The organism is Pseudomonas sp. TE3911 (assembly GCF_054062775.1).
In genome coordinates, this window is sequence record NZ_JBSSFP010000001.1 from 3,277,858 (window position 1) to 3,298,529 (window position 20,672).

Genomic DNA, 20,672 nt, shown 5'->3' on the forward strand with positions numbered 1-20,672 from the left:
ATGGCCGAACATGCGATGGAGTCCAAGCTCCGGCCGGCGGTGGAGTTGTACACCGTAGCGATCTGCATCGCCGCCGCGGTGTTGTGCGTGTACTCGCCCTGGGCCGTGGCCCTGTCACCCGAGATCGGGCTGATTGCGGCGCTGGCCTATACCCTATTCGGCCTGATCCGCCTGCGACAAGCCTGGGAGGTGTTGCGTTATCGACGCAATATCCGCCGGCTGCCCCGTTACGAGCTGACCAGTCGACAGATTCCGATCAGCCGCAAGCGTCTGTTCATGGGCCGCGGCTTCCGCTGGACCCGCCTGCACACCCAGCGCCTGGTCGAAGCCCAGGATCCGGCGGTTGCCCACTATGTTGACCAACCGACCTGTTACCGTCTGGCCCGTGGACTCGAACGGCGCCTGGAGCATGCACCGTTTCCGCTCTCGACATTGGCCCGTGTCACCGCCTGGGACAGTGCCTTCAATCCGTTGCGCCCTTTGCCCCCGGTAGGTGGCTCGCCGCTGTTGCATGGGGTCGAGCCCAATGAAACGGAGGTCAGTCTGCCACTGGGCGAACGGGTCGGACACACCCTGGTGCTAGGCACTACTCGCGTCGGCAAGACGCGACTCGCCGAGGTGTACATCACCCAGGACATTCACCGCGTCGAACATGAGGTGGTCATCGTTTTCGATCCTAAGGGCGATGCCGACCTGCTCAAACGCATGTACGTCGAAGCCAAACGCGCCGGTCGGGAAAAGGAATTCTATGTTTTCCATCTAGGCTGGCCAGAGATCTCCGCGCGTTACAACGCCGTAGGACGTTTCGGGCGCATTTCGGAAGTGGCGTCGCGCATCGCCGGGCAGCTCAGCGGTGAAGGCAACTCCGCGGCCTTTCGTGAGTTCGCCTGGCGTTTCGTCAACATCATCGCCCGCGCTCTGATCGAGTTGGGCCGGCGTCCGGACTACCTGCAGATCCAGCGACATGTGGTCAACATCGACGCCCTGTTCATCGAGTACGCCCAGCAGTTTTTCGCCAAGACCGACCCGAAGGCCTGGGAGGTGATCGTCCAGCTCGAAGGCAAGCTCACCGAGAAGAACATTCCCCGGCATATGATAGGACGCGAAAAGCGGGTGGTGGCCATCGAGCAATACCTGGCGGTGAAGCGTGTATTTGATCCGGTAATGGACGGACTGCGTTCTGCGGTGCGCTACGACCGCACTTACTTCGACAAAATCGTAGCCTCGCTACTGCCGCTGCTGGAGAAACTCACCACCGGCAAGACCGCTCAGTTACTTGCTCCCAACTACACCGATCTGAATGACCCGCGGCCGATCTTCGATTGGATGCAGATCATCCGAAAACGCGGCATCGTCTACGTTGGCCTTGATGCGCTGACTGATGCCGAAGTGGCCGCCGCCGTGGGCAATTCAATGTTCGCCGACTTGGTCTCGGTCGCGGGACATATCTACAAACATGGCATTGACCATGGGCTGCCTCAATCTGGCAACGCTGGTGACAAACTGCCAATCAACCTGCATGCCGATGAGTTCAACGAGTTGATGGGCGATGAGTTCATTCCGCTGATCAACAAGGGGGGCGGTGCCGGTATCCAGGTAACCGCCTACACCCAAACCCTCAGCGATATCGAAGCACGTATAGGCAACCGGGCCAAGGCCGGCCAGGTGGTCGGCAATTTCAACACCCTACAGATGCTGCGGGTGCGCGAAACCGCGACCGCGGAACTGCTCACCCAGCAGTTGCCTAAGGTTAATGTGCTGACCAAGACCCTGGTCTCGGCCGCGACCGACACCTCCGATCCGGAGGCCAACACGGACTTCACCTCGTCCTCACAGGACCGTGTCAGCAGCACCAGCGTGCCGCTGATCGAGCCTGCTCACATCGTCAGTTTGCCCAAGGGGCAAATGTTCTCCCTCCAGACTGGTGGCCAGCTTTGGAAAGTCCGCATGCCGTTGCCAAAACCCTCCAACGATGATGCCATGCCCAAAGACCTACAGGAGCTCACTCAACGGATGCGGGCAGCCTACAACGCGCAGGCGGGGCAGTGGTGGAGCACCAGTAGTGGAGGCCCAACAGCAAACTTCGATTGGGATCAGGTGGGATAGCTGCCCCCCGCCACAGGCTTCGACTCAGCAGAAAAATATCCAGAAGATGTAGTACCCAAATCAACTCTGCAGCGCGCTATGGAGTGAACGATGGCGACTTCCGTCCAGAACACGCCACGACAACCGATCCAGAGGCCAGGACTAATCATCTCGACCATCAGCCTCGTCCTGCGCATCATCGCCGTTCTGATGGCCTCATTGCTGTTCTCGATCCTCATAGAGTTCGCTGGTTTGCTGCTGTTCTGGGGCGATCAGGGTTGGCGGCACAGCCAAGCAATGCTGGAGAACGAAATGGGCTGGCTGAGTGAGCACTTCAAATCTTCTCTCATTCTCCAAAAACCTGGACAGACGATTGTCCAGTGGCTGGACTTCCTCAGCCAATGGTTGTTGGTTAAGACTGGCTTTGCGAATTTTGCCCAGCAGGCGCGGGTATCAAGCCATGGCAACGGCTTATGGAACTGGACTAACCAGCTCTACGTGAGCATTGAAGATTTCGTGCTAGCCGCGGTGTTCGTTACTTTCACATTTGTGGTGCGGTTGACCATACTGGTATTGATCACGCCGCTGTTCTTGCTAGGCATGCTCACTGGCTTTGTCGATGGTTTGATACGCCGTGACCTGCGCAAATTTGGCGCGGGTTTAGAAAGCAGCTTTGTCTATCACCGCGCCAAGCGAGCAGTGTTACCTCTGCTGATCTTGCCCTGGATTATTTACCTATCCATACCGTTTTCACTCAATCCCATTGCGATTTTCCTTCCTTGTACGGTGATGCTCGGAATAGCAACCGCGATCACCGCAGCGACGTTCAAAAAATACATTTGATAGAACATATCCGCATCCACGGCAAAGCCTTCACCTTTGACAAAGATGGCGAAACAGATTGAGGTAAGACCACGCATAGCGAAGGTTGAAATCAGGTCGTCGCTAAAAGGCCAAGAGCAGACTTCCGCTATCCCAGGCGATATAGCGCTTGAACGTGGGATGTCGCTAGCCCTGTACGCTGCAAGTTTCGGCGACTTTGCGAACAGGGAAGCGCGGTTGCGGCGATCACTAGACTGCCGTGCTTTTTTGCTTGTTTTATCCGATGAGATATAAGGGCTCCATGGTAGCCCAGGCCTCGTGCATTCTTTCGGGTAGCAGCCGTCCCAAGGTAGGCAACCCCATTGCAGGCCAGGTAGATCAACGCTCCAGCAACGACCTTTCCATCAGCTTTAACGACGTAGATTTTCAGACGTTCATTTGACATCAGTCCTGCGAACGAAGCCTGGCTCAACTGAAGGTGCTCTGGCTTGGTGTGAAATCCACTCGCATGCAAGGCTGCGAACTCAGGAAGCGTTTGTGAGGTGGCCTCTTCGATTTCGAATGAGTGGTGGTTCAAGATCACGTCCTCGATGGAGCACGCGAGTTGCAGATGCGTCCACCCCCTCAGACGCTCCAGTCGCTTCTCCCCCACAAACACGTAAGGTTCCAACGTCGAGGCCTTTCCGATAAGAGGCGTTACGGTCGAATACTCTGCTGATTCCTTGAGCAAGCTCAAGAGTGACTGGGGGCTGCCGGTGCTATCGCCGTAGATGCGATTGAGCATCGGGTTAGGTGATGCCTTCACTTGAAAGCATGGAAAAGTTTCGTTGAAAAACACACGAGCACCAAAAGGGTTTCCACTTATCCGAGACAAACTCTCGACGCGTGCACACAAATACTCGTTTTCTGCGGCCTCAATCGCATGAGCCATTCCGACATTCATGTGCGTAATCCTTATTGCGTGATTTCCCAGAAAGGTAGCGGCAAATTAAACAATACGCACCTGCAAATACACCTTCTGGTAGATAATCTGCTCTGGCGTCCCATTTGGGTCGAGGCTATATAAAAAACGGTTTTGAGCACGTCAGGTGTTCAAAACCGGCATTCAGAACGACGCGACAGGCTAGAACACGCGACTCAGTTCAGTAGCACTGTAAATCGTTCTTCTGGAAGTCCCGCAGCGACAATCGCTTCGGCTTTTATCAGCGTGCCATCGAAATCTGCCGGCTTATCCAGCCCTATCCGTGCGCTGGTGCAGTAAAGCGTTTCATAACCAGGTCCGGCTAACACCGGGCAAGTGGTCTGAATACACGGGGAGTCGATCACGCTGTCAACTTTGCCGTCCGGCGCGTAACGCACGACTCTTCTACCGCCCCATTCCGCATTCCAGAGAAAACCCTGCGCATCAATGCAAGAGCCGTCTGGCGCGCCCTGACCGTCGACTTTTTTGGTGAACACACGCTGGTTTTCCAACGATGGGTAATCGCAGCAGGAAATGCATCCTCGCAGGGAGTCCGCGTAATACAGGATGGAACCGTCCGGGCTGAAACAGATGCTGTTCGGGATCGACACTTCGGGAAGGTCCAGCGTTTCTGTCTCGAGCGTCGCGACATTGAGCCGGTGAAATCTGCCTATGGTTTGCACCTGCTCACCGGCGTCCATCGTGCTGAATACAAAGTTGCCCATGCGGTCGCAGCGGCCATCATTGATTCGGGTTCCGGGCACGCCAGGGGTGGCTGTGATTTTGCTGAAACGACCGGTGCTCACGGTGTAGTAGCCCAGGCAGGATGCCAGTCCCATCAGCAATACGTCTTCGTCTGCGGTGAGGGCAAATGATCCTAGCGGCTCTGGCAGGGACCAACGCTGCACGTTGCCGCTTTCGGGGTCCAGAGCACGCAACTCGCAGCCGGGGATGTCGGTCCAGAACAGGCGTTCGGTTCTTTCACACCAGACAGGACACTCGCCAAGAAGACTGGTGGTGCTGATTAGGGTTTTAAACATGGTTGCGTCCTACGAAACAGGATGGGGCAAACAAGACTGTCAGTTGGAGAAAAGCGCTGACCACCTGTCACCGAACAGGGCGATGGCCAAGCCTGCTAGCATCACCATCGACCCGGCCAACTTGACGAGAGACACCGGCCTTTCCGATGCCCCCATCAATCCGAAATGATCGATAACCAGTGACGAGATAATCTGCCCTGCGATAGCGAGGCCCAGCAGGGCTGACAGACCGATTTTTGGCGCAAGCACCACATAACTAAGCAAGGCACCGGCACCCAGCAGACCGCCCAACAGGCTCCACCAGGGCTGGGCAGGTATAGCCGCCAGTGAAGCCACTATCCCGCCGCGCATCAATGAAAAGAAGCCCAGGCATACCGCACCGGCAGTAAATGAGAACAGCGCCGCCGCTACGGAATCTCCACCCACACCTTTAGCGAGTTGACCATTCAGCGTGGTCTGCAGGGTTATGCCAAGCCCTGCGGAGATAGCCAGCAGGTAGTAGGCTGCGTTCATCTCGCGTCTCCTTACTTGGCTGACTCAAGCGGCATGAATGTCTCGGCAAAAATGTCCGACTGGTAGCCTGCGGCAGCAAACAGATGCTCACGGGATTCGTCGATTGCTGCGCGCAGCCTTTCGCTGTCCACGCCCAGCACCTTGCCGCCGCGCTTGACGATGCGACCGCCAATGATGACCGTGTCGACATTGCTGCGTTCGGCTGCATGTACAACGGTGCCGAATGCGTTACCCGACGGGTAAAGGTTGATGTCCTGCGCATTGATAAGGATTAGGTCGGCCTGTTTGCCGGGGGCCAGGCTGCCGACTTTGTCCTGCAATCCGGCACAGGTAGCGCCGTCGAGAGTGGCGGCTTTGAGCAGGCCATGAGCAGGCAGGGTCACCGGATGATGTTCTGCGCCGCAGCAGCGCTGCTGGTGCATGCCCATGACGCGCTGCAGGTAGAACGCCACCCGCATCTCCATGAACATGTCACCGCTGTAGGAGGTTTCGTTATCGACACTCAGTCCCGGACTGATACCGTGACGCAGGGCCGACTGCATGGCGAACATTCCATCTTCAATGCCGTAGTGGGCATCTGAACGCGGGCATACGTTGACCCGCACGCTAGCCTCGCGAAGGATTTTCCAGCCGGCGTCCGGCAGCGCTGTGCAGTGGTTGAAGATGTTATCGGGGCGCAGCAGACCCTCGCGATGCAAACCCTCCAACTCAGCTGCCATGTCCCCGCCGAAAAATTCGGTAATGATCGGCAGCCCCAAGCGCCGGGCTTCAGCCCAGAGCTCAGGCTCCAGCTGCGCCATCACCGCCAGCGAGAGCAGTGGGTTGTCGCCGTTCTTGACGTATTTTTCCTGCAGACGCTCCAGGTTGCCGGGCCAGTGGGCTTTGTCCCATTCACCGGAAACTGGCGCACCGGAGGCGTGAACGGAGCGGATACCCGCATCGAGCAATGCCTCGACCGCAGCATCGGAGTGCGCGCCGGTGCGGCTGTTGTGCGAGTTATCGACCACGGTGGTGATGCCGGCATCGATGCAGCCCAATGCAGTCAGCAGATTGCCGATATACATGTCAGCCGGGCGATAGTATTTGGCGAACGAGAAGTGCGTTGCGTTGCAGTAGTCTTCCAGGGTTTCGGCATTCGGATTTATTCGACGCAGTTGGCCCTCCCAGGAGTGACGATGCGTATCGACCATCCCGGGCATGGCAATCATGCCGGATGCCTCGATAACCATAGCTTCGCCGGCCTCAAGGTTTTCACCTATGGCCGTGATGGTGCTGCCTTCGATAAGGATATCGCCGCGCGCCAGATTGCCGATATCGCCATCCATGCTCAGCACAGTGGCGCCGCGGATAAGTGTGCGGGCGGCCGGAGCGGCCGGAGCCTGCACGATGCTGCGGTTATATTCAGCCATTTTCTGTACACCTCCTCAAATTTCGTTGGAGGCAATGTACGCAATGCGGTACTGCGGGAAAAAGATGGTTAAACTGTTTTTATTATTCAATATTTACGAATAATAACGACTTCCCCCGATCACTGCTTTGAGGCTGCTAACAGTCATGGACCGTATTCAAGCGATGCAGGTTTTCGTACGTGTGGCTGAAGCAGGAAGCTTTATCCAGGCGGCGCAGACGCTCTCTCTGCCGGCCTCGACAGTTACCAGCAGCGTTAAAAATCTTGAGAAGTACTTGCAGGTGCGCCTGCTGAACAGAACCACGCGGCGAGTCAGCCTGACGCCTGAGGGCGCTCAATATCTGACGCAATGCAGGGAAATATTGGAGCTGATCGAACACACAGAGACCAGCCTGACGGATTCCGTAAAACGGCCACAGGGGCGTTTGCGTGTCGATATGCCGGGTGGCATTGCACACTTCATCGTCATGCCAAACCTGCAAGACTTCTACAGGCGCTACCCGGATATCTACCTGATGATAGGCGTCAACGATCGGCAGGTTGATCTGGTTCAAGAGGGTGTCGATTGCGTTATTCGTACAGGCGAGCTCGATGACTCAACGCTCGTTGCGCGCCCACTCGGCCGGTTTCGCTGGGTGACCTGTGCTTCTGTCGCCTATCTCGAAGAAAACGGTACTCCGCAAACTCCGCAAGATTTGTCTCACCACCGGGCCATCCATTACTTCTCGGGCCGCGCAAGGCAAGCAGGCGAAATGCGCTTCGCCCGTGGCACCGAGAAAATCTCAGTCCCGGTGAACGGCACTGCGGCAGTCAACGAGACCGGGCTTTACATCAAAATGTGCCTGGAAGGCTTCGGGCTGGTGCAGCTCGCTGAAAACGTGGTCAGCGAGCATCTGCGAGAAGGGCGGCTGGTCGAAGTGCTTGCTGACTGGCAGCCCGCATCGGTTCCTGTACACCTGCTATACCCGCATCAGCGCTTTCTATCGCCAGCTGTGAGCGCATTCGCTGACTGGATTGCTGGGCTTGTTCGCGACGATGATTCAGCAGGTTCAAGTTGAACGTTGCGCCCGGCCAGCATTCCGGTGAATGCACCGGCTACGGAGATTGCGGCTGTGATCAGCAGCGGTGCTGTCCAGCCACCGGTCCAGTCGTGCAGTTGGCCTAGCAGCAAGGGGCCTGCGGCTGCCATCAGGTAGCCGACGCACTGCGCCATTCCTGAAAGTGCCGCCGTGTCACCGGCATTTTTTGTGCGCAAGCCGATGAAGGTCAGGCCAAGCATCATGCTGGCACCAGAGCCGAAGCCCAGGAACGCGGCCCACAACATGGCGTAGTCTGGCGCGTAAATGAGCCCGATCAGGGATGAGGCGGTTAACAGGCTGACGGTAGCGGCTGCCAGTTTCTGGTCTTTGAGACGGCGAAGCGTGGCCGCCAGAATCAAGCCGGGAATGGCCGTTGTCAGTTGAAGCGTGCCGTGTACCGTGCCTGCTTGCTCCGGGGATATGCCATGGTCCATCAGAATGGTCGGCAGCCAGCCGACGGCGACATAAAAAGGCATCGCGTTCAGCCCCATGAACAGTGTGACCTGCCATGCCAGCGGCGAACGCCAGACGGCCACGGTTGGCGCTTGTTTCGGACCGGACAGATTTACGTGTTCGTGTTTTTTCAACTGCGGCAGCCACACCACCAGCGCCAACAACGGGGCTGCGACCAACAAACTCAGGGCAATCGGCCATCCCCATGATTGGGTCAGCGGAATTATTACGGCTGAACCGACAGCGCCCGCTGCACCCATCGTGATGGAATAAGCGCCGGTCATGGACGCCATTTTTGTCGAGAAGTCGCGTTTGATCAGGCCGGGCAGCAGCACGTTGCCCAGGGCGATCCCAGTGCCTATCAATATCGTACCGGCGTACAACGCCCACGCGCTGCCTGCGGAGCGGAGCAGGATGCCCGCTGAAATAACCAACAGTGCACCGAAAAGCGTGCGCTCGATGCCGAACCTGCGGGCGACCGATGCGCTGAGCGGGGAGAAGGCTGCAAAGGCAAGTAATGGCAGTGAAGTAAGCAGGCCTAGAGCTGAGGCGCTCAAACCAAAATCATTCTGGATCAGCGGCAAAACGGGCGCGATGCTGGTAAAGGGAACGCGCAGGTTCACGGCGATAAGCAGAATGCCTGCGACGAGCGCGATGGCATGCCACTTGTTTTTTGTATCTGACATATTCTTTATCTGTCCTCTTAATAGAAGACAACTGTAGAGAACTTCAGAACTGTATAATATAGATATCAAGACATCTGACACCTAAATTATGCCAAGCCCAAAAAATGTCGTTTCCTCGCCGGAAGATTTCGATTCAGACCTTTTCGCCCAAGCAGCGATTGCCCTCAAGGTTGCGCCTGACCTCAGTGATTCGGGTGCCCGCCCGCATGACCATCGCAAAGGCCAGCTGATCCTGTCTTTGCATGGCGCAGTGAGCTGTGAGGTGCAAAATGCACTCTGGCTTGTCCCTCCCCAGCACGCTGTATGGATCCCGGGCGGTACGCCGCATAGTTGCCGAGTGACCGAAAACGCCCGGACCTGCTTTTTGTTCGTTGAGCCCGGTGCGGCAGCCATGTCTGAAGAATGCTGCACGGTTGCCATTACGCCCCTTGTTCGGGAGATGATCCTGCATCTCGCTGAACAGGAACCTGCTTACCATTCCGAGGGCAAGACAGCGCGGCTGGTTGCAGTGCTGCTTGAGCAGCTTTCCGATGCTCCGCTGAAAGAGCTGCATTTGCCGATATCAGCCCACCCCAAGATCAAACAAATCGCGGATACGCTCTTTGCAGACCCTGGAGACAGAACCACGTTGCGCGAGTGGGCCACTCGGCTTGCAACCAGTGAACGAACGCTGGCCAGGCTTGTAGAAAGCACGACCGGGCTGAGCTTCGGACGCTGGCGTCAACAATTGCATTTGATGATCGCGCTGAGCCATTTGGCAGAGGGGGTATCCGTGCAGCGTGTGGCGGGCATTCTAGGATATGACTCTGTTAATGCCTTCATCACGATGTTCAAGAAAGCCCTGGGTAAACCGCCTACTCAGTATTTTTCCTCTCTGCGTTGATGCTCTGTTGGTTTATACAAAGCACCGACGCTGTAGAACGTTCAGCGGCTATCTGCTATTGGCCGATTCCGTTGTAGAAGTCGTCTTTTGTCTAAATGGCAGAAAAGTTCGCGCTCGATATTGAAATCTGTGTTTTGGGCGGAGGACTCACGACTCGGATTTCACGTAGCAGCACGCAAAACAGGTGTTTACCTATCAGTACCCGAGCGTTTTGGACAAACCGACTGTTTCAACAGACGCGGCCGGAATCTACCCCTCAGGAGCGACCCCCTTCAACGCAGAGCATGTAATAACGCCAAGGGGTTTCACTTTTAGGTTCTTCATCTGTCGGAAATCTATAAGCCTCGTGTCCCCGCACTCATACCGTCTTGACGTTAATAGCTGCGCCGATAGTGCCTCCGGAAACAGATACGATGTAGCCGGCCGCTCTTGGCGGTTAGCTTTTTCCGGACATCGAGCAGAAACATGGTTCTGCTGAATTGACAGGCTACAGACCTTGGTGAGTGCATGCTGTGAAGAACGGCCGAGGAACGGCTTGCCAAACCCTGCAGACATTTGGCAGATAATATACTTCTTGACCTGTTGGGTAACCCACTCGGATTTCAAGCTGTCGAAGACTCTCTCGAACGGGTCGAACTGGGGATCTATCAATAACGTATTGGTTTGATCTAGATGCCTGAGCGCTACCAAAGAGGTCGCAAACTATTGAGCGTCCTCCGTCTCCTGAAGGAGGATTTCGAGCTTTGGAACTTCGATCATTTGGCTGTTTTACCATGAATATCTCGGGACGCTCCTTCGAGCGTACTCCACAAGCTGCGCATCGTAGGATTCTCATTAGTTATCGAGCAGTATGAGCGTATCTCTAGCCGCGTACTCCATTCATCACCACCAGCTTTCACCAACTGACCTAGTTTGAGTTCGTCGATGACAGCGCTGTGGGGCAACCATGCCACCCCGTAACCCTCTATAGCCATTCGCATCAAAAGCATCGCCATGTCCGCTTCATAGCAGCGCTCCAGTACGCTCACACATGGGCCATTTCTGATGACGATGTTCGCAACACGCCCCAAAAAAGTGGTAGCCGTATAAGCGAGGTGTGGAACGGGTTTACTGGAAGTGCCAGGTAAGCGATAAAGCGGCTGCCCCTTTTTGTCAGGTGCGCACAATGGAATGAAGGCATCATGTCCCAACGTCAGACTGCCGAACTTTGCCGGGTCTAGAAGTATGGGCGCCAAAGGATGGTGATAGACGATCATCAGATCGCACCCCCCCTCCTCCAAGGCGATGACCGCGTCATGTATGTTCGCGGCGACGACTCGAGCATTGAACTGTTCATTATGCTGCTGAAACTGAGTTAGCCACTTTGGTAAAAATGTCATCGACAAGCTATGGCCAGCGGTCACCTGAATGGAACGGCCTGGCATCCGCTCTACCTCCCGCAGGCTAGAGCGCAACTTCATTAGTCCCGCCAATGCTTCGCGGCTTTCCTCACAAAATGTGCGACCAGCCGGCGTCAGTTGGACAGGATAGGTTCCACGATCCACCAACTCTGCGCCTACCCATTCTTCAAGCGACTTGATACGCCTCGACAAAGCCGACTGGGTCACACAGCGAAGCTCCGCAGCTCGAGAGAAATTCTTCCACTCCGCGACCGCCAGAAGATCATCCAGCCATTTGATTTGCATACCGATACCCCATTCCAGAATGAGCAGCTTACTGCCCCGCAGCCTCAATAAATCAGCAATTTGGAAAGCTATTCCAAAAGCGCATGAGCCTATCGGGATTACTCATCATGCCACTGCATACCCGACCATAGAATCGAAATCGTAGAAGCGAGGCCAAAGAGCTTTGACCGAATGCCACTTGTCTCCTGCCAAGTAAAAAAAGCTAAAAAACCACTTGAGGATAGCTCCGTGAGGAAAAATAAACTTCCGCGTCGAATCGCAATTGGCATCGTCTTAGGCGTGCTTGTCGGTTGGGCGTGCCATCACTTCGCAGAGGGTGAACAAAGCGCCAAAGAGATAGCGTCTTACTTCTCAATGGTCACTGACATATTTTTACGCATGATTAAGATGATCATTGCGCCGCTGGTGTTCGCCACCTTGGTGGGCGGAATTGCCAGCATGGGAAACTCCCGCTCCGTTGGGCGCATAGGCCTGCGAGCCATGACCTGGTTCATCACCGCTTCGATAATATCACTGACAATCGGCATGGGACTGGTGAACCTATTTCAACCCGGTGCAGGACTGAACATGGAGGTCGTACAACATGCGGCGAGCCCCGTTGTAAACACCGGGGATTTCAGCCTCAAGGTTTTCATCAGTCACGTGTTTCCACGAAGCATTGCTGAAGCGATGGCCAACAACGAAATCCTGCAAATCGTGGTCTTCTCGTTGTTCTTCGGATTTGCCTTGGCGAGTTTGAAACGAGCGGGTTACCCAGCGATTTTCGATAGCATCGAAGAGCTGTCCAAGGTGATGTTCAAGGTCACGGACTTCGTCATGGCCTTCGCACCAATTGGCGTTTTCGCAGCCATCGCATCGGCGATCACCACTCAAGGCCTTGGCTTGATAGTCGATTACGGAAAGCTGATTGCAGAGTTCTACTTGGGAATCGTGATTCTGTGGTGTGTGTTGTTCGGTGCTGGCTACCTGTTCCTGGGCCGCTCAGTATTTACCCTGGGTAAGCTGATTCGCGAACCTGTTCTGTTGGCGTTTTCTACTGCCAGTAGCGAGTCTGCATATCCCAAAACCATGGAGGCACTTGAGAAATTTGGTGCGCCGAAACGCGTTTCCAGCTTCGTTCTACCGCTAGGCTACTCATTCAACCTTGATGGTTCAATGATGTATCAAGCGTTCGCCATCATGTTCATCGCCCAAGCCTACAACGTCGACCTGAGTTTCACACAGCAACTGCTAATCCTGCTAACGCTGATGATCACCAGCAAGGGAATGGCAGGTGTAGCGCGAGCATCGGTGGTTGTCGTGGCGGCGACATTACCCATGTTCAACCTTCCCGAAGCAGGTATTTTGCTGATCCTTGGCATTGACCAATTCCTCGACATGGCCAGGACTGCCACCAACGTGGTTGGCAATAGTATTGCGACTGCAGTGGTTGCCAAATCAGAACCACATGAAGAGGCTGAGGGTGAGTTCCAAAACGCATCTGTACTCCCTACCCAAATTGTAGCCCGCGCTTGAGAGCATAGAGATGAAAGGTAAATCGAAGCCGTCCAGCAAGTCATCGTTTGCTCGCAAATTAGGTATCGTCGGCGGACTTGGATCACTGGCCGGCGGCGACCTTTTCTACAAGATGGTGAAGTCCCGAGCTTTTTTGGAAGATCAAGGCCGCTATCACTTCCTTTTTGAGCAACACCCCTTCAAGGACGTTCTGATGCCACTGGATCAGGAAGCCAGCATGACCTCTAGAAAGTTCTACGTGTTTCAGGTTTGCCAGACGTTCGAGGCAAGCGAAGTCAATGCAGTCTTACTGCCTTGCTTCGCCAGCCATACCTTTCTAAAGGAGATCCAGGAAGAGATAGGAATACCTGTCTTGGACATGATGACGGCATTGCGGAAGCACATCCATCATGTCGCGGAGCCTGGTACCACGTTGGGTATAGTCGCTTCTGACTATGTCCGGCACTCCGGGTTATTCGAGCGCTATTTTGGCACCGACTTCAATCTGGTCTATCCCCACGAGAACGAGCAATCTGGGTTGATGGAGGCCATGTATGGGGTTAACGGTATCAAAGACGGACACCTGGACGGGGTACCACTGGAATGCGTGTATCAGGCCTGCCTCTCGCTTCAAAATCAGGGAGCCACAATTATCGTGCCGGGTATGACTGAGCTCTCCTTGGTCTGTGGTGATCTTCAAAGACGTGGCCTGACTGTCCTGGATATCAACGAGATTTATGCGACTTTTGCAACCGAAGAAAAAGGCCGGACAACCCGGCCACCATTCAAGCTTGGTATCGTAGGCGGAGTTGGACCGGCGGCAACGGTCGACTTCATGGGTAAGGTTGTGGCGCATACATCAGCTGGTCGCGATCAAGAGCACATCAAAATGGTGGTGGAACAAAACCCCCAAATTCCTGATCGGACAGCCAATTTGCTGAATGATGAAACTGATCCTACGATGGCGATGTACGCAACCTGCAAACGACTGGAAAGCGCTGGGGCCAATGCCATAGCGATTCCGTGTAATACCGCTCATGCATTTGTTGAGCGCATACAGGCACACCTTCGCGTACCTATTGTGAACATGCTCACTGAAACGGTAGAGGCAATAGTACAGCGGTATGGTGCAGGCAAAACCGTTGGACTGCTTGCAACCTCGGGGACGATAAAAAGTCAGGTGTATTACGAGGCAGCCCGGCGTGCCGGACTTCAAATCATCATCCCAGGCACGGATTACCAAGCGTTGGTAATGGAAGCGATTTACGGAAACCATGGAATCAAGGCAGGTTTCAGGGAGGGGATCTGCAAGGACCAGCTACTGACCGCCGCAGAGCACCTATGTGAACTGGGTGCAGATGTCCTCATCCTAGGGTGCACAGAGTTACCCTTGGTGCTCAAGCACAACGAATCCTACATGATCAAAAATCATGAAGTCGCATTAGTCGATCCGACAACTATTTTGGCACTAAAATGCATTGAGCTCGCCGGCAAAAAAAAATATGGTCAAACCTCTAGTAACTTATAAAAAATTAATAATTTCAAACTTGATCGAACAGCTACCAGACTTACAGTCGTGACTGTCAGGCCAAACTCAGTTAATCAGATTGGTCTGCCACGCTTTCTTAGCATCCTCAAGTGTCGCTTCCGGCGTGCAACCACAGCAAATTCTTCCTTCATAAGTTCATTAATTAATATAGTAGGCGGCCCAACTATCAAGATAAACCTGCGACTGCTCAGGGCTTTGCAGATCTGAATCATCCCGGATTTTGCAGCCTCATCTTTGCCTTAAATTATTATTTAGAGCTGACGCTCTCTTTATGTTTTTTGAGCAGCCTGAACGCTGCAACTTTTCAGCTCGAGCGGAAAAAGTTCTCAGATGAGGAAGCTTTGTCACAGTCTGTAGCTTTTTTGCAGCAATGGGTTTTCTTTAACAATTGTCGGTAGCGAAATTAGATCCGAGATGATTGATGTCCCTGACGTCTCAAGACGAAAGACTCATCAAAGTTCTGGCTCTGGCCATTACGCTCGCCCCCGCACTACGTTTAAGGAACTTGCTGAGGCCGCTGGTTTGAGCAGAGCAACTCTGCATCGCTTTCGCGGTACTCGAGATAAATGCGTGCAGATCATAGAAAGCCACGATGACACGATACTAAACCAGGTCATTACCACCATGGCCCGGCGTGGTTGCATTCGAGCGTAATGTCAGCGGTGAGTGGGTCTGAGATGACCGAGAAAGGCTGATCCAGATCCACGCTCCGGCACAGGTCATCGATGCTGCCAAAGCTGAAATAGGCAATCCACGAGTACTGATAAAGTTCGGGTGGTCAGCGAGATAGATCGCAGTTGGCCGACGCAAGAGGATCCCGTGTCGATCAACCTGCAACCCCTAGAAGTGGTCGATCACATACAGTTTTCAGAACCCTCGTTGCCCGACAAACTCACCCGCTGGGGGGGGGCACAGCTGGCGCGTCGACTGGCAAACAGATAGGAGCATCGCAACAAATCCCGCGAGCACGTGGGCCGTCGTCGCGTCGGTGCCGGCACGCATGCCATAAGGGCTATCGCGGCCACTTAAAAAATAGTAACCGTCCGGGCATTCCACCTTGCGATAGAGGCAAGTTGATAGTCCAAAAGTCGTATTAAGCAGGCGCACCTGCAAATATTCTTATAGTTTTTTACGCTGCTGGTCACCGTGGAGGCCGGTAAGGAAAGCTTTGCGCCATGTGAATGAAGCTCACCGACTCTGTCACACGAACAAAAATCTGCATTGCCTGAATACGATCCATACTTTTATCCACAAGCCAAAACGGCGCCAACCGTTCGGCAATCATTGTTCGTGATTAATGAATAATTAAAATAGCTTACCGCTCTTTTTCTGGAGCATCTTTTTCTGTACCTTTTTCTGACGGTATTTAATAGGTGAGTTGAAAATGGCTGTATATAACCGGAATCTTGTACAGGCCCCGGCCTCACAGACTGCTCGCACGATTATCCGCGGAGCTACTGTTCTGAGCATGGACAGTGATGTAGGCAACCTGGTGCGCGGCGATATCCTTATCGAAGGCAGCAGCATCAAGGCCGTTCAGGAAAATATTGAGACCGGCGACGCCGTTGTTATCGAGGCATCCGGCATGATTGCTATGCCCGGCATGGTCGATACGCATCGTCACTCTTGGGAGGGGCAGCTGCGCCGGCTCAATCCGAATGCCGAAACGTTTGAAGACTACTGCAACGCAACACACTACTCGTTTGCCAAATACTATCGCCCGGCTGACATGTATATTGGCAACCTGCTGACCGCATTGGGCTGCATCGACGCCGGCATCACTACCGTGATTGACAACTCGCACAATAGCCGCACCGGCGCTCATTCCGATGCAGCGGTCGAGGCACTGCTTGACACAGGTATCAGATCGCTACACGCCCCCGGTGCGCCAATGACTGGAGAATGGGACAGAGCCCACTGGCCCGGTAATCTAGAGCGGCTGCAGGACAAATACTTCAAAAACGGTGATAACTCGCTGGTCTCGCTGGCTGTGATGGCACAGCTGGAACCTGAGTTGTGGGCTGAAGCCCGGCGCCTGGGCTTGCCTATAATTACCGAATTTTCTGAAAGAGAACTAGCCGCTGAACTCGAAGGGCTCCATCGACAAGGGCTGTTGGGCCCCGATAATATCTTCAACCACTGCACCGCGGTGCCGGACGCTGGCTGGGAAATCCTTCGCGAAGCTGGCGTGCGGGTCAACGTGTGCCCACGCTCGGATGCTCACTACGGCTTGGAGGACGGAATGTTCGCCATGCAGTCGGCCCTGCGTCACGGTATCAGTCCGGGACTGAGCGTCGATAATGAAACGTCCTACAGTGGCGACATGTTCATGGAGATGCGGGTGGCGTTCTACCTGCAGCGCGTCATGGGCATGCACCAGCAGCGCTGCTGCGGCGCAGAACATCATCCGATAACATTGCCGGCTCATAGCCTGCTCAAAGCCGCCACTCTCGACGGCGCCACCTGTGCCGGATTGCAGGACAAAGTCGGCAGCCTGGCCCCCGGCAAACAGGCCGACCTGATCCTTATAAACGCGCACGACATTAACCTTTACCCATCAGGCAACGCATTCGGCACCGTTGTACACGCGGCCGAACGCAGCAATGTCGACACGGTCATGATTGGCGGACGCATCGTCAAGCGAGGCGGCAAGGTGCTGGGCGTGGACAGCGAAAGACTGCGCGCAGCAATCGACGAATCCCGTGAGCATCTGTTTGCTGCCGCAGGCTACCAGCCCGATATTTTTGCCGAGACCTTTGTGCAGCTTGAATCCGCTCGATAAGTAGGCAGGAGATGAGCACGGCCGATTGCCTGGAGGCATCGGGGCCGGGCCAGACAAACTCTGCATATCACACTGAACGGTCAGCTTGTTAAGGCGTGGGGAGTTCCGTGGCGGCGGCTATATCCTTTAAGGACTTGCCGTTGCACTCAGGACAATCAGGCAGCGCTTAATGGGCACCTGCGAGATCACAGCTTTCCATCCCGGCAGATTACCAGCAAGGCCCTGTCGGAGCCGAACTGGCTCATTGCGTCCCGTTAAGCACTTCATTGAAAGTCTCGACGCGGCCAAAATCCACAGCGATCTTCAGCTCTATTCCACCGGAAAACCTGCATCTTTTGGCGAAAACGACTGCCAGGCGGTATAGGTCTAAGCAAAGGGGGGGCAATCGAACACCACGGGAGGCGCCTTTCAGGTTATTTGATGAAGGATTTTCAGCACGTTGCTTGTACTCGTATGTTAAATCGCGTATTTAACAAGCTAAATCTTGTTTAATTGGCGCGTAAAATATGTCGAGGCACTCGTTTTCAAATTCGAACGACTGGTTAATGAGCTCCCCAGCCCAACGCATTTTGATGGTGCTGAAAATGCAGGGGCCGCAAACCGGTCCCGGTCTCGGAAAGCGCCTCTCCATTTCGGGCGAGGCCGTACGACAGCAACTTGTACGAATGTCCGAGGAGGGCCTCGTTGTTAGTCGTTCGGAAGCCAGGGGTGTCGGTCGGCCATCACAGGTCTGGGAGCTAACGTCAGCCGGCAATGCGCAGTTCCCTGACAAGCACGCCGATCTGACGGTGCAATTGTTGCAAACCATACGCACTACTCTCGGGGAACCTGCGCTTGACGCCATCATCATGGTAAGGGAGCAGGAAACCCTGGCGAGCTATCAGTCCCAACTCGAAAGCTTGCCGATGCTACGTGACCGGGTCGAGCATCTGGCCCGTATGAGATCGGCGGAAGGTTATATGGCGGAGTGGCATGAAGCGCCCGATGGCTCGCTTCTACTGATCGAAAACCATTGCCCAATCTGCGCCGCCGCGACCGCATGCCAAGGCTTTTGTCGCTCGGAGCTTGCCTTGTTCAAAAGCGTGCTCGGACCAGACGCCCATGTCGAGCGAATCGAGCACATTCTGACCAGTGCGCGGCGGTGCGCCTACAGAATCATGAGCGAAAGGGTTAGCGCCGGCGCTAGCCAGTCATGACGGCGGAGACATTGCAGATCAATACAGCCTTGTAGCTGCATCAGCATAAACGCCACCAGCGGGAGCCGTCCGCTCAGTATCTTTTTACTCTCTTTCGTCACAGCAGATCCATTGCCAGCAACGCTTATACGCGCAAAAGGCAATCTGTATTCATCCGACGAAACATACTCGAACAGGTGTCGATCATTGCCAAATCGAAGGGAGTAGCAAAGTTAAAATTCGGCGCATGGCCCTAGCAGCCGGAGTCACAACGGGTGGTGTACTCCACCATTTAATCAAGGAGTCGAAAGTGTCCGACGTTTGCAATGAAATTCCAACACAGGTCAGCCCTGATCCGGGTCAACACTGGCAGTTGCGCTATTGGTCGGTATTTCTTGGTCAGGCATCGTCGCTTATAGGCTCGGCCCTGACCCAATTTGTTTTGTTGTGGTGGATCGCCGATACAACTGGCAGCGTTGCGGCGCTTTCGCTTGCCGGGCTGTTCGCTCTCTTGCCTCAGGCTTTACTGGGTCCTATCGGCGGCGCGCTCGCCGATCGCTGGAGTCGGCGCTTGCTGATGATCGTCGCGGACTTGGTGAGCGCTGCCTGTATGCTGGTGCTGATCGTTTTGTTCCTGACAGAACGCGTAGAGCTTTGGCATATCTATACGATGATGTTCATCCGCAGTGCCATGCAGGCCTTTCAAGCTCCTGCCGCTGCTGCCAGTACCGCGATGCTGGTGCCACAAAGCTTTATCGGCCGTGCTGCGGGCCTGAACCAAACTCTACATGGCATGATGTTGGTCGCTGCAGCCCCGCTCGGTGCCCTCGCGATTTCCATCATGCCGATGGGCTTTGCGCTGGCCATCGATGTGGCGACTGCCCTGCTGGGCATCGTGCCCTTGTTGATCTTCCGCATTCCCCAGCAGCGCATTGCCCGCGAAGATCGGCTAGGCTTCTGGAGCGAATTGCGCGAAGGCTTCGTCACAGTATGGAATAATCCCGGCTTTCGCTGGCTCTACCTGCTAGTGGCCTTGGTTCTCATGACCATGATGCCGTTTTATACACTCTTGCCATTGTTCATTAAGGAGCACTTCGGTGGCGGCGCCCCGGAGGTTGCACTGATGGAAGGCCTGGCCGGTGTGGGTATGTTACTGGGCGGTCTCCTGGCCACCCTGTTCGCGCCTAAACGCAGAATTCTCTGGATTTTGTGGAGTTTCTCACTGACAGGATTCCTGATGGGCTTCATTGGTTTTGCTCCCGGCAACATGCTGTGGCTAGCCATTATCTTCTGGGTGCTCAGCAGTGTGATCTATGTCTTGGGCAATGCGCCCATGATGGCACTCGTGCAAACAACCGTGCCTAACCATTTGCAAGGCCGCGTCCTGTCCTTGTTGACAACAGTCATGGCCCTCGCTGCCCCGGTCGGTCTGGCACTAGCGACTCCGATTGGTGACCTCATTGGCATTCGATGGCTGTTTGTAGTGATGGGTTTTGCCTCGGGAGCCATCGCTCTGCTTGGTTTACTATCCAAGTCAATGATGACCATTGAGGACCATCCGCTGAGGTAATTTGCAGCGCAGAAGCGTGCGGCATTACGGTGAAAACCGTCGATGACGAACCGCCGCTTCAAGGCGATTTGCTAGCCGTCCCTATAGGCTTCCACCTCTGGTGTTTCAAGGGGTTAAAGCGGATCCGTTGGAAATCGAGATGGCTGATCACCCGTGCAGTCAACCTTGCCCTCATGCTGACCATGCTGCGCTGCTAGTCGCCAGCGCACATCTCGGCCTGCAGTGGACGGTGCTTATAGCTGTAGTCTGCGGTCTGTTTGGACTAAAGGATGCGCGCGGCCTTTCGTGTGGCGTGACCAAGGCGTCCGATAGCGTCGCGCCCTCGTGAAGGACTGGAATAAATATCTAAAAAATCTTCAGCGCCCATTACTGACCATATTTACGGTCTGACCGCCGCAATTGTGGGATGTGAGGCTGACCGAACCCCACTTAAACTACGGGCCTAAGCACCTTTAACGATGGGAGCTTAAGCCCGTAAATAGCTCGT

Annotated in this window: 15 protein-coding genes and 1 pseudogene; 10 read left to right on the top strand and 6 right to left on the bottom strand. The window is 54.8% G+C overall.

Annotated features, from left to right (window positions below; all coding sequences use genetic code 11):
• Together traD and ACVWXD_RS14720 are read left to right on the top strand one after the other, a co-directional pair.
• Complete coding sequence (gene traD, locus ACVWXD_RS14715) at nt 1–2,106, top strand: type IV conjugative transfer system coupling protein TraD (RefSeq protein WP_183702248.1); 2,106 nt, start codon at nt 1–3, stop codon at nt 2,104–2,106.
• 90 nt (nt 2,107–2,196) lie between these two features.
• Nucleotides 2,197–2,928, top strand: coding sequence for a TIGR03747 family integrating conjugative element membrane protein (locus tag ACVWXD_RS14720; protein ID WP_183702251.1), 732 nt, complete (start codon nt 2,197–2,199; stop codon nt 2,926–2,928).
• Nucleotides 2,929–3,055: 127 nt separating this feature from the next.
• Here ACVWXD_RS14720 and ACVWXD_RS14725 read toward each other — a convergent pair whose 3' ends face one another.
• The 4 genes from ACVWXD_RS14725 to ACVWXD_RS14740 form a co-directional block, all read right to left on the bottom strand.
• Nucleotides 3,056–3,850 (bottom strand): GNAT family N-acetyltransferase, encoded by a 795-nt coding sequence (locus tag ACVWXD_RS14725; protein ID WP_183702253.1) that lies wholly within the window; start codon nt 3,848–3,850, stop codon nt 3,056–3,058.
• Between the two features lie 194 nt (nt 3,851–4,044).
• Nucleotides 4,045–4,908, bottom strand: a complete 864-nt coding sequence (locus tag ACVWXD_RS14730) for an SMP-30/gluconolactonase/LRE family protein (protein ID WP_183702255.1) — start codon at nt 4,906–4,908, stop codon at nt 4,045–4,047.
• A 39-nt stretch (nt 4,909–4,947) separates the two neighbouring features.
• Nucleotides 4,948–5,421 carry a DMT family transporter gene (locus tag ACVWXD_RS14735; RefSeq protein ID WP_105162213.1) on the bottom strand — a complete coding sequence of 158 codons (474 nt, stop codon included), beginning with the start codon at nt 5,419–5,421 and terminating at the stop codon, nt 4,948–4,950.
• Between the two features lie 11 nt (nt 5,422–5,432).
• Nucleotides 5,433–6,830 carry an amidohydrolase family protein gene (locus tag ACVWXD_RS14740; RefSeq protein WP_183702257.1) on the bottom strand — a complete coding sequence of 466 codons (1,398 nt, stop codon included), beginning with the start codon at nt 6,828–6,830 and terminating at the stop codon, nt 5,433–5,435.
• A gap of 145 nt (nt 6,831–6,975) precedes the next feature.
• Between ACVWXD_RS14740 and ACVWXD_RS14745 the strand changes: the two genes are divergently transcribed.
• Nucleotides 6,976–7,887, top strand: a complete 912-nt coding sequence (locus tag ACVWXD_RS14745; RefSeq protein ID WP_183702259.1) for a LysR family transcriptional regulator — start codon at nt 6,976–6,978, stop codon at nt 7,885–7,887.
• On the opposite strand, the gene ACVWXD_RS14750 is transcribed toward ACVWXD_RS14745, so the two are convergent.
• Nucleotides 7,800–9,047 carry an MFS transporter gene (locus ACVWXD_RS14750; protein WP_183702261.1) on the bottom strand — a complete coding sequence of 416 codons (1,248 nt, stop codon included), beginning with the start codon at nt 9,045–9,047 and terminating at the stop codon, nt 7,800–7,802. The genes ACVWXD_RS14745 and ACVWXD_RS14750 overlap by 88 nt on opposite strands.
• Nucleotides 9,048–9,135: 88 nt before the next feature.
• Here ACVWXD_RS14750 and ACVWXD_RS14755 point away from each other — a divergent pair, with 88 nt between their 5' ends.
• Nucleotides 9,136–9,930 carry an AraC family transcriptional regulator gene (locus ACVWXD_RS14755; protein ID WP_183702263.1) on the top strand — a complete coding sequence of 265 codons (795 nt, stop codon included), beginning with the start codon at nt 9,136–9,138 and terminating at the stop codon, nt 9,928–9,930.
• A gap of 755 nt (nt 9,931–10,685) precedes the next feature.
• Here ACVWXD_RS14755 and ACVWXD_RS14760 read toward each other — a convergent pair.
• On the bottom strand, nt 10,686–11,615 hold the full coding sequence (locus ACVWXD_RS14760) for a LysR family transcriptional regulator (protein ID WP_183702265.1): 930 nt from the start codon (nt 11,613–11,615) through the stop codon (nt 10,686–10,688).
• Nucleotides 11,616–11,843: 228 nt separating this feature from the next.
• Here ACVWXD_RS14760 and ACVWXD_RS14765 point away from each other — a divergent pair, with 228 nt between their 5' ends.
• The 6 genes and pseudogenes from ACVWXD_RS14765 (at nt 11,844) to ACVWXD_RS14790 (ending at nt 20,185) form a co-directional block, all read left to right on the top strand.
• Complete coding sequence (locus ACVWXD_RS14765; RefSeq protein ID WP_183702340.1) at nt 11,844–13,130, top strand: dicarboxylate/amino acid:cation symporter; 1,287 nt, start codon at nt 11,844–11,846, stop codon at nt 13,128–13,130.
• 10 nt (nt 13,131–13,140) lie between these two features.
• Nucleotides 13,141–14,637, top strand: a complete 1,497-nt coding sequence (gene cuyB, locus ACVWXD_RS14770) for a cysteate racemase (protein ID WP_183702268.1) — start codon at nt 13,141–13,143, stop codon at nt 14,635–14,637.
• Between the two features lie 442 nt (nt 14,638–15,079).
• Nucleotides 15,080–15,276, top strand: a pseudogene (locus ACVWXD_RS14775) (helix-turn-helix domain-containing protein); the annotation flags it as partial.
• Between the two features lie 766 nt (nt 15,277–16,042).
• Nucleotides 16,043–17,440: an amidohydrolase family protein gene (locus ACVWXD_RS14780; protein WP_183702271.1), complete on the top strand. Its 1,398-nt coding sequence runs from the start codon at nt 16,043–16,045 to the stop codon at nt 17,438–17,440.
• 545 nt (nt 17,441–17,985) lie between these two features.
• Entirely contained in the window at nt 17,986–18,636 is a 651-nt protein-coding gene (locus ACVWXD_RS14785; protein WP_183702273.1) for a helix-turn-helix transcriptional regulator, read from the top strand.
• A gap of 289 nt (nt 18,637–18,925) precedes the next feature.
• Complete coding sequence (locus tag ACVWXD_RS14790) at nt 18,926–20,185, top strand: MFS transporter (RefSeq protein WP_457371142.1); 1,260 nt, start codon at nt 18,926–18,928, stop codon at nt 20,183–20,185.
• Nucleotides 20,186–20,672: the final 487 nt, after the last annotated feature.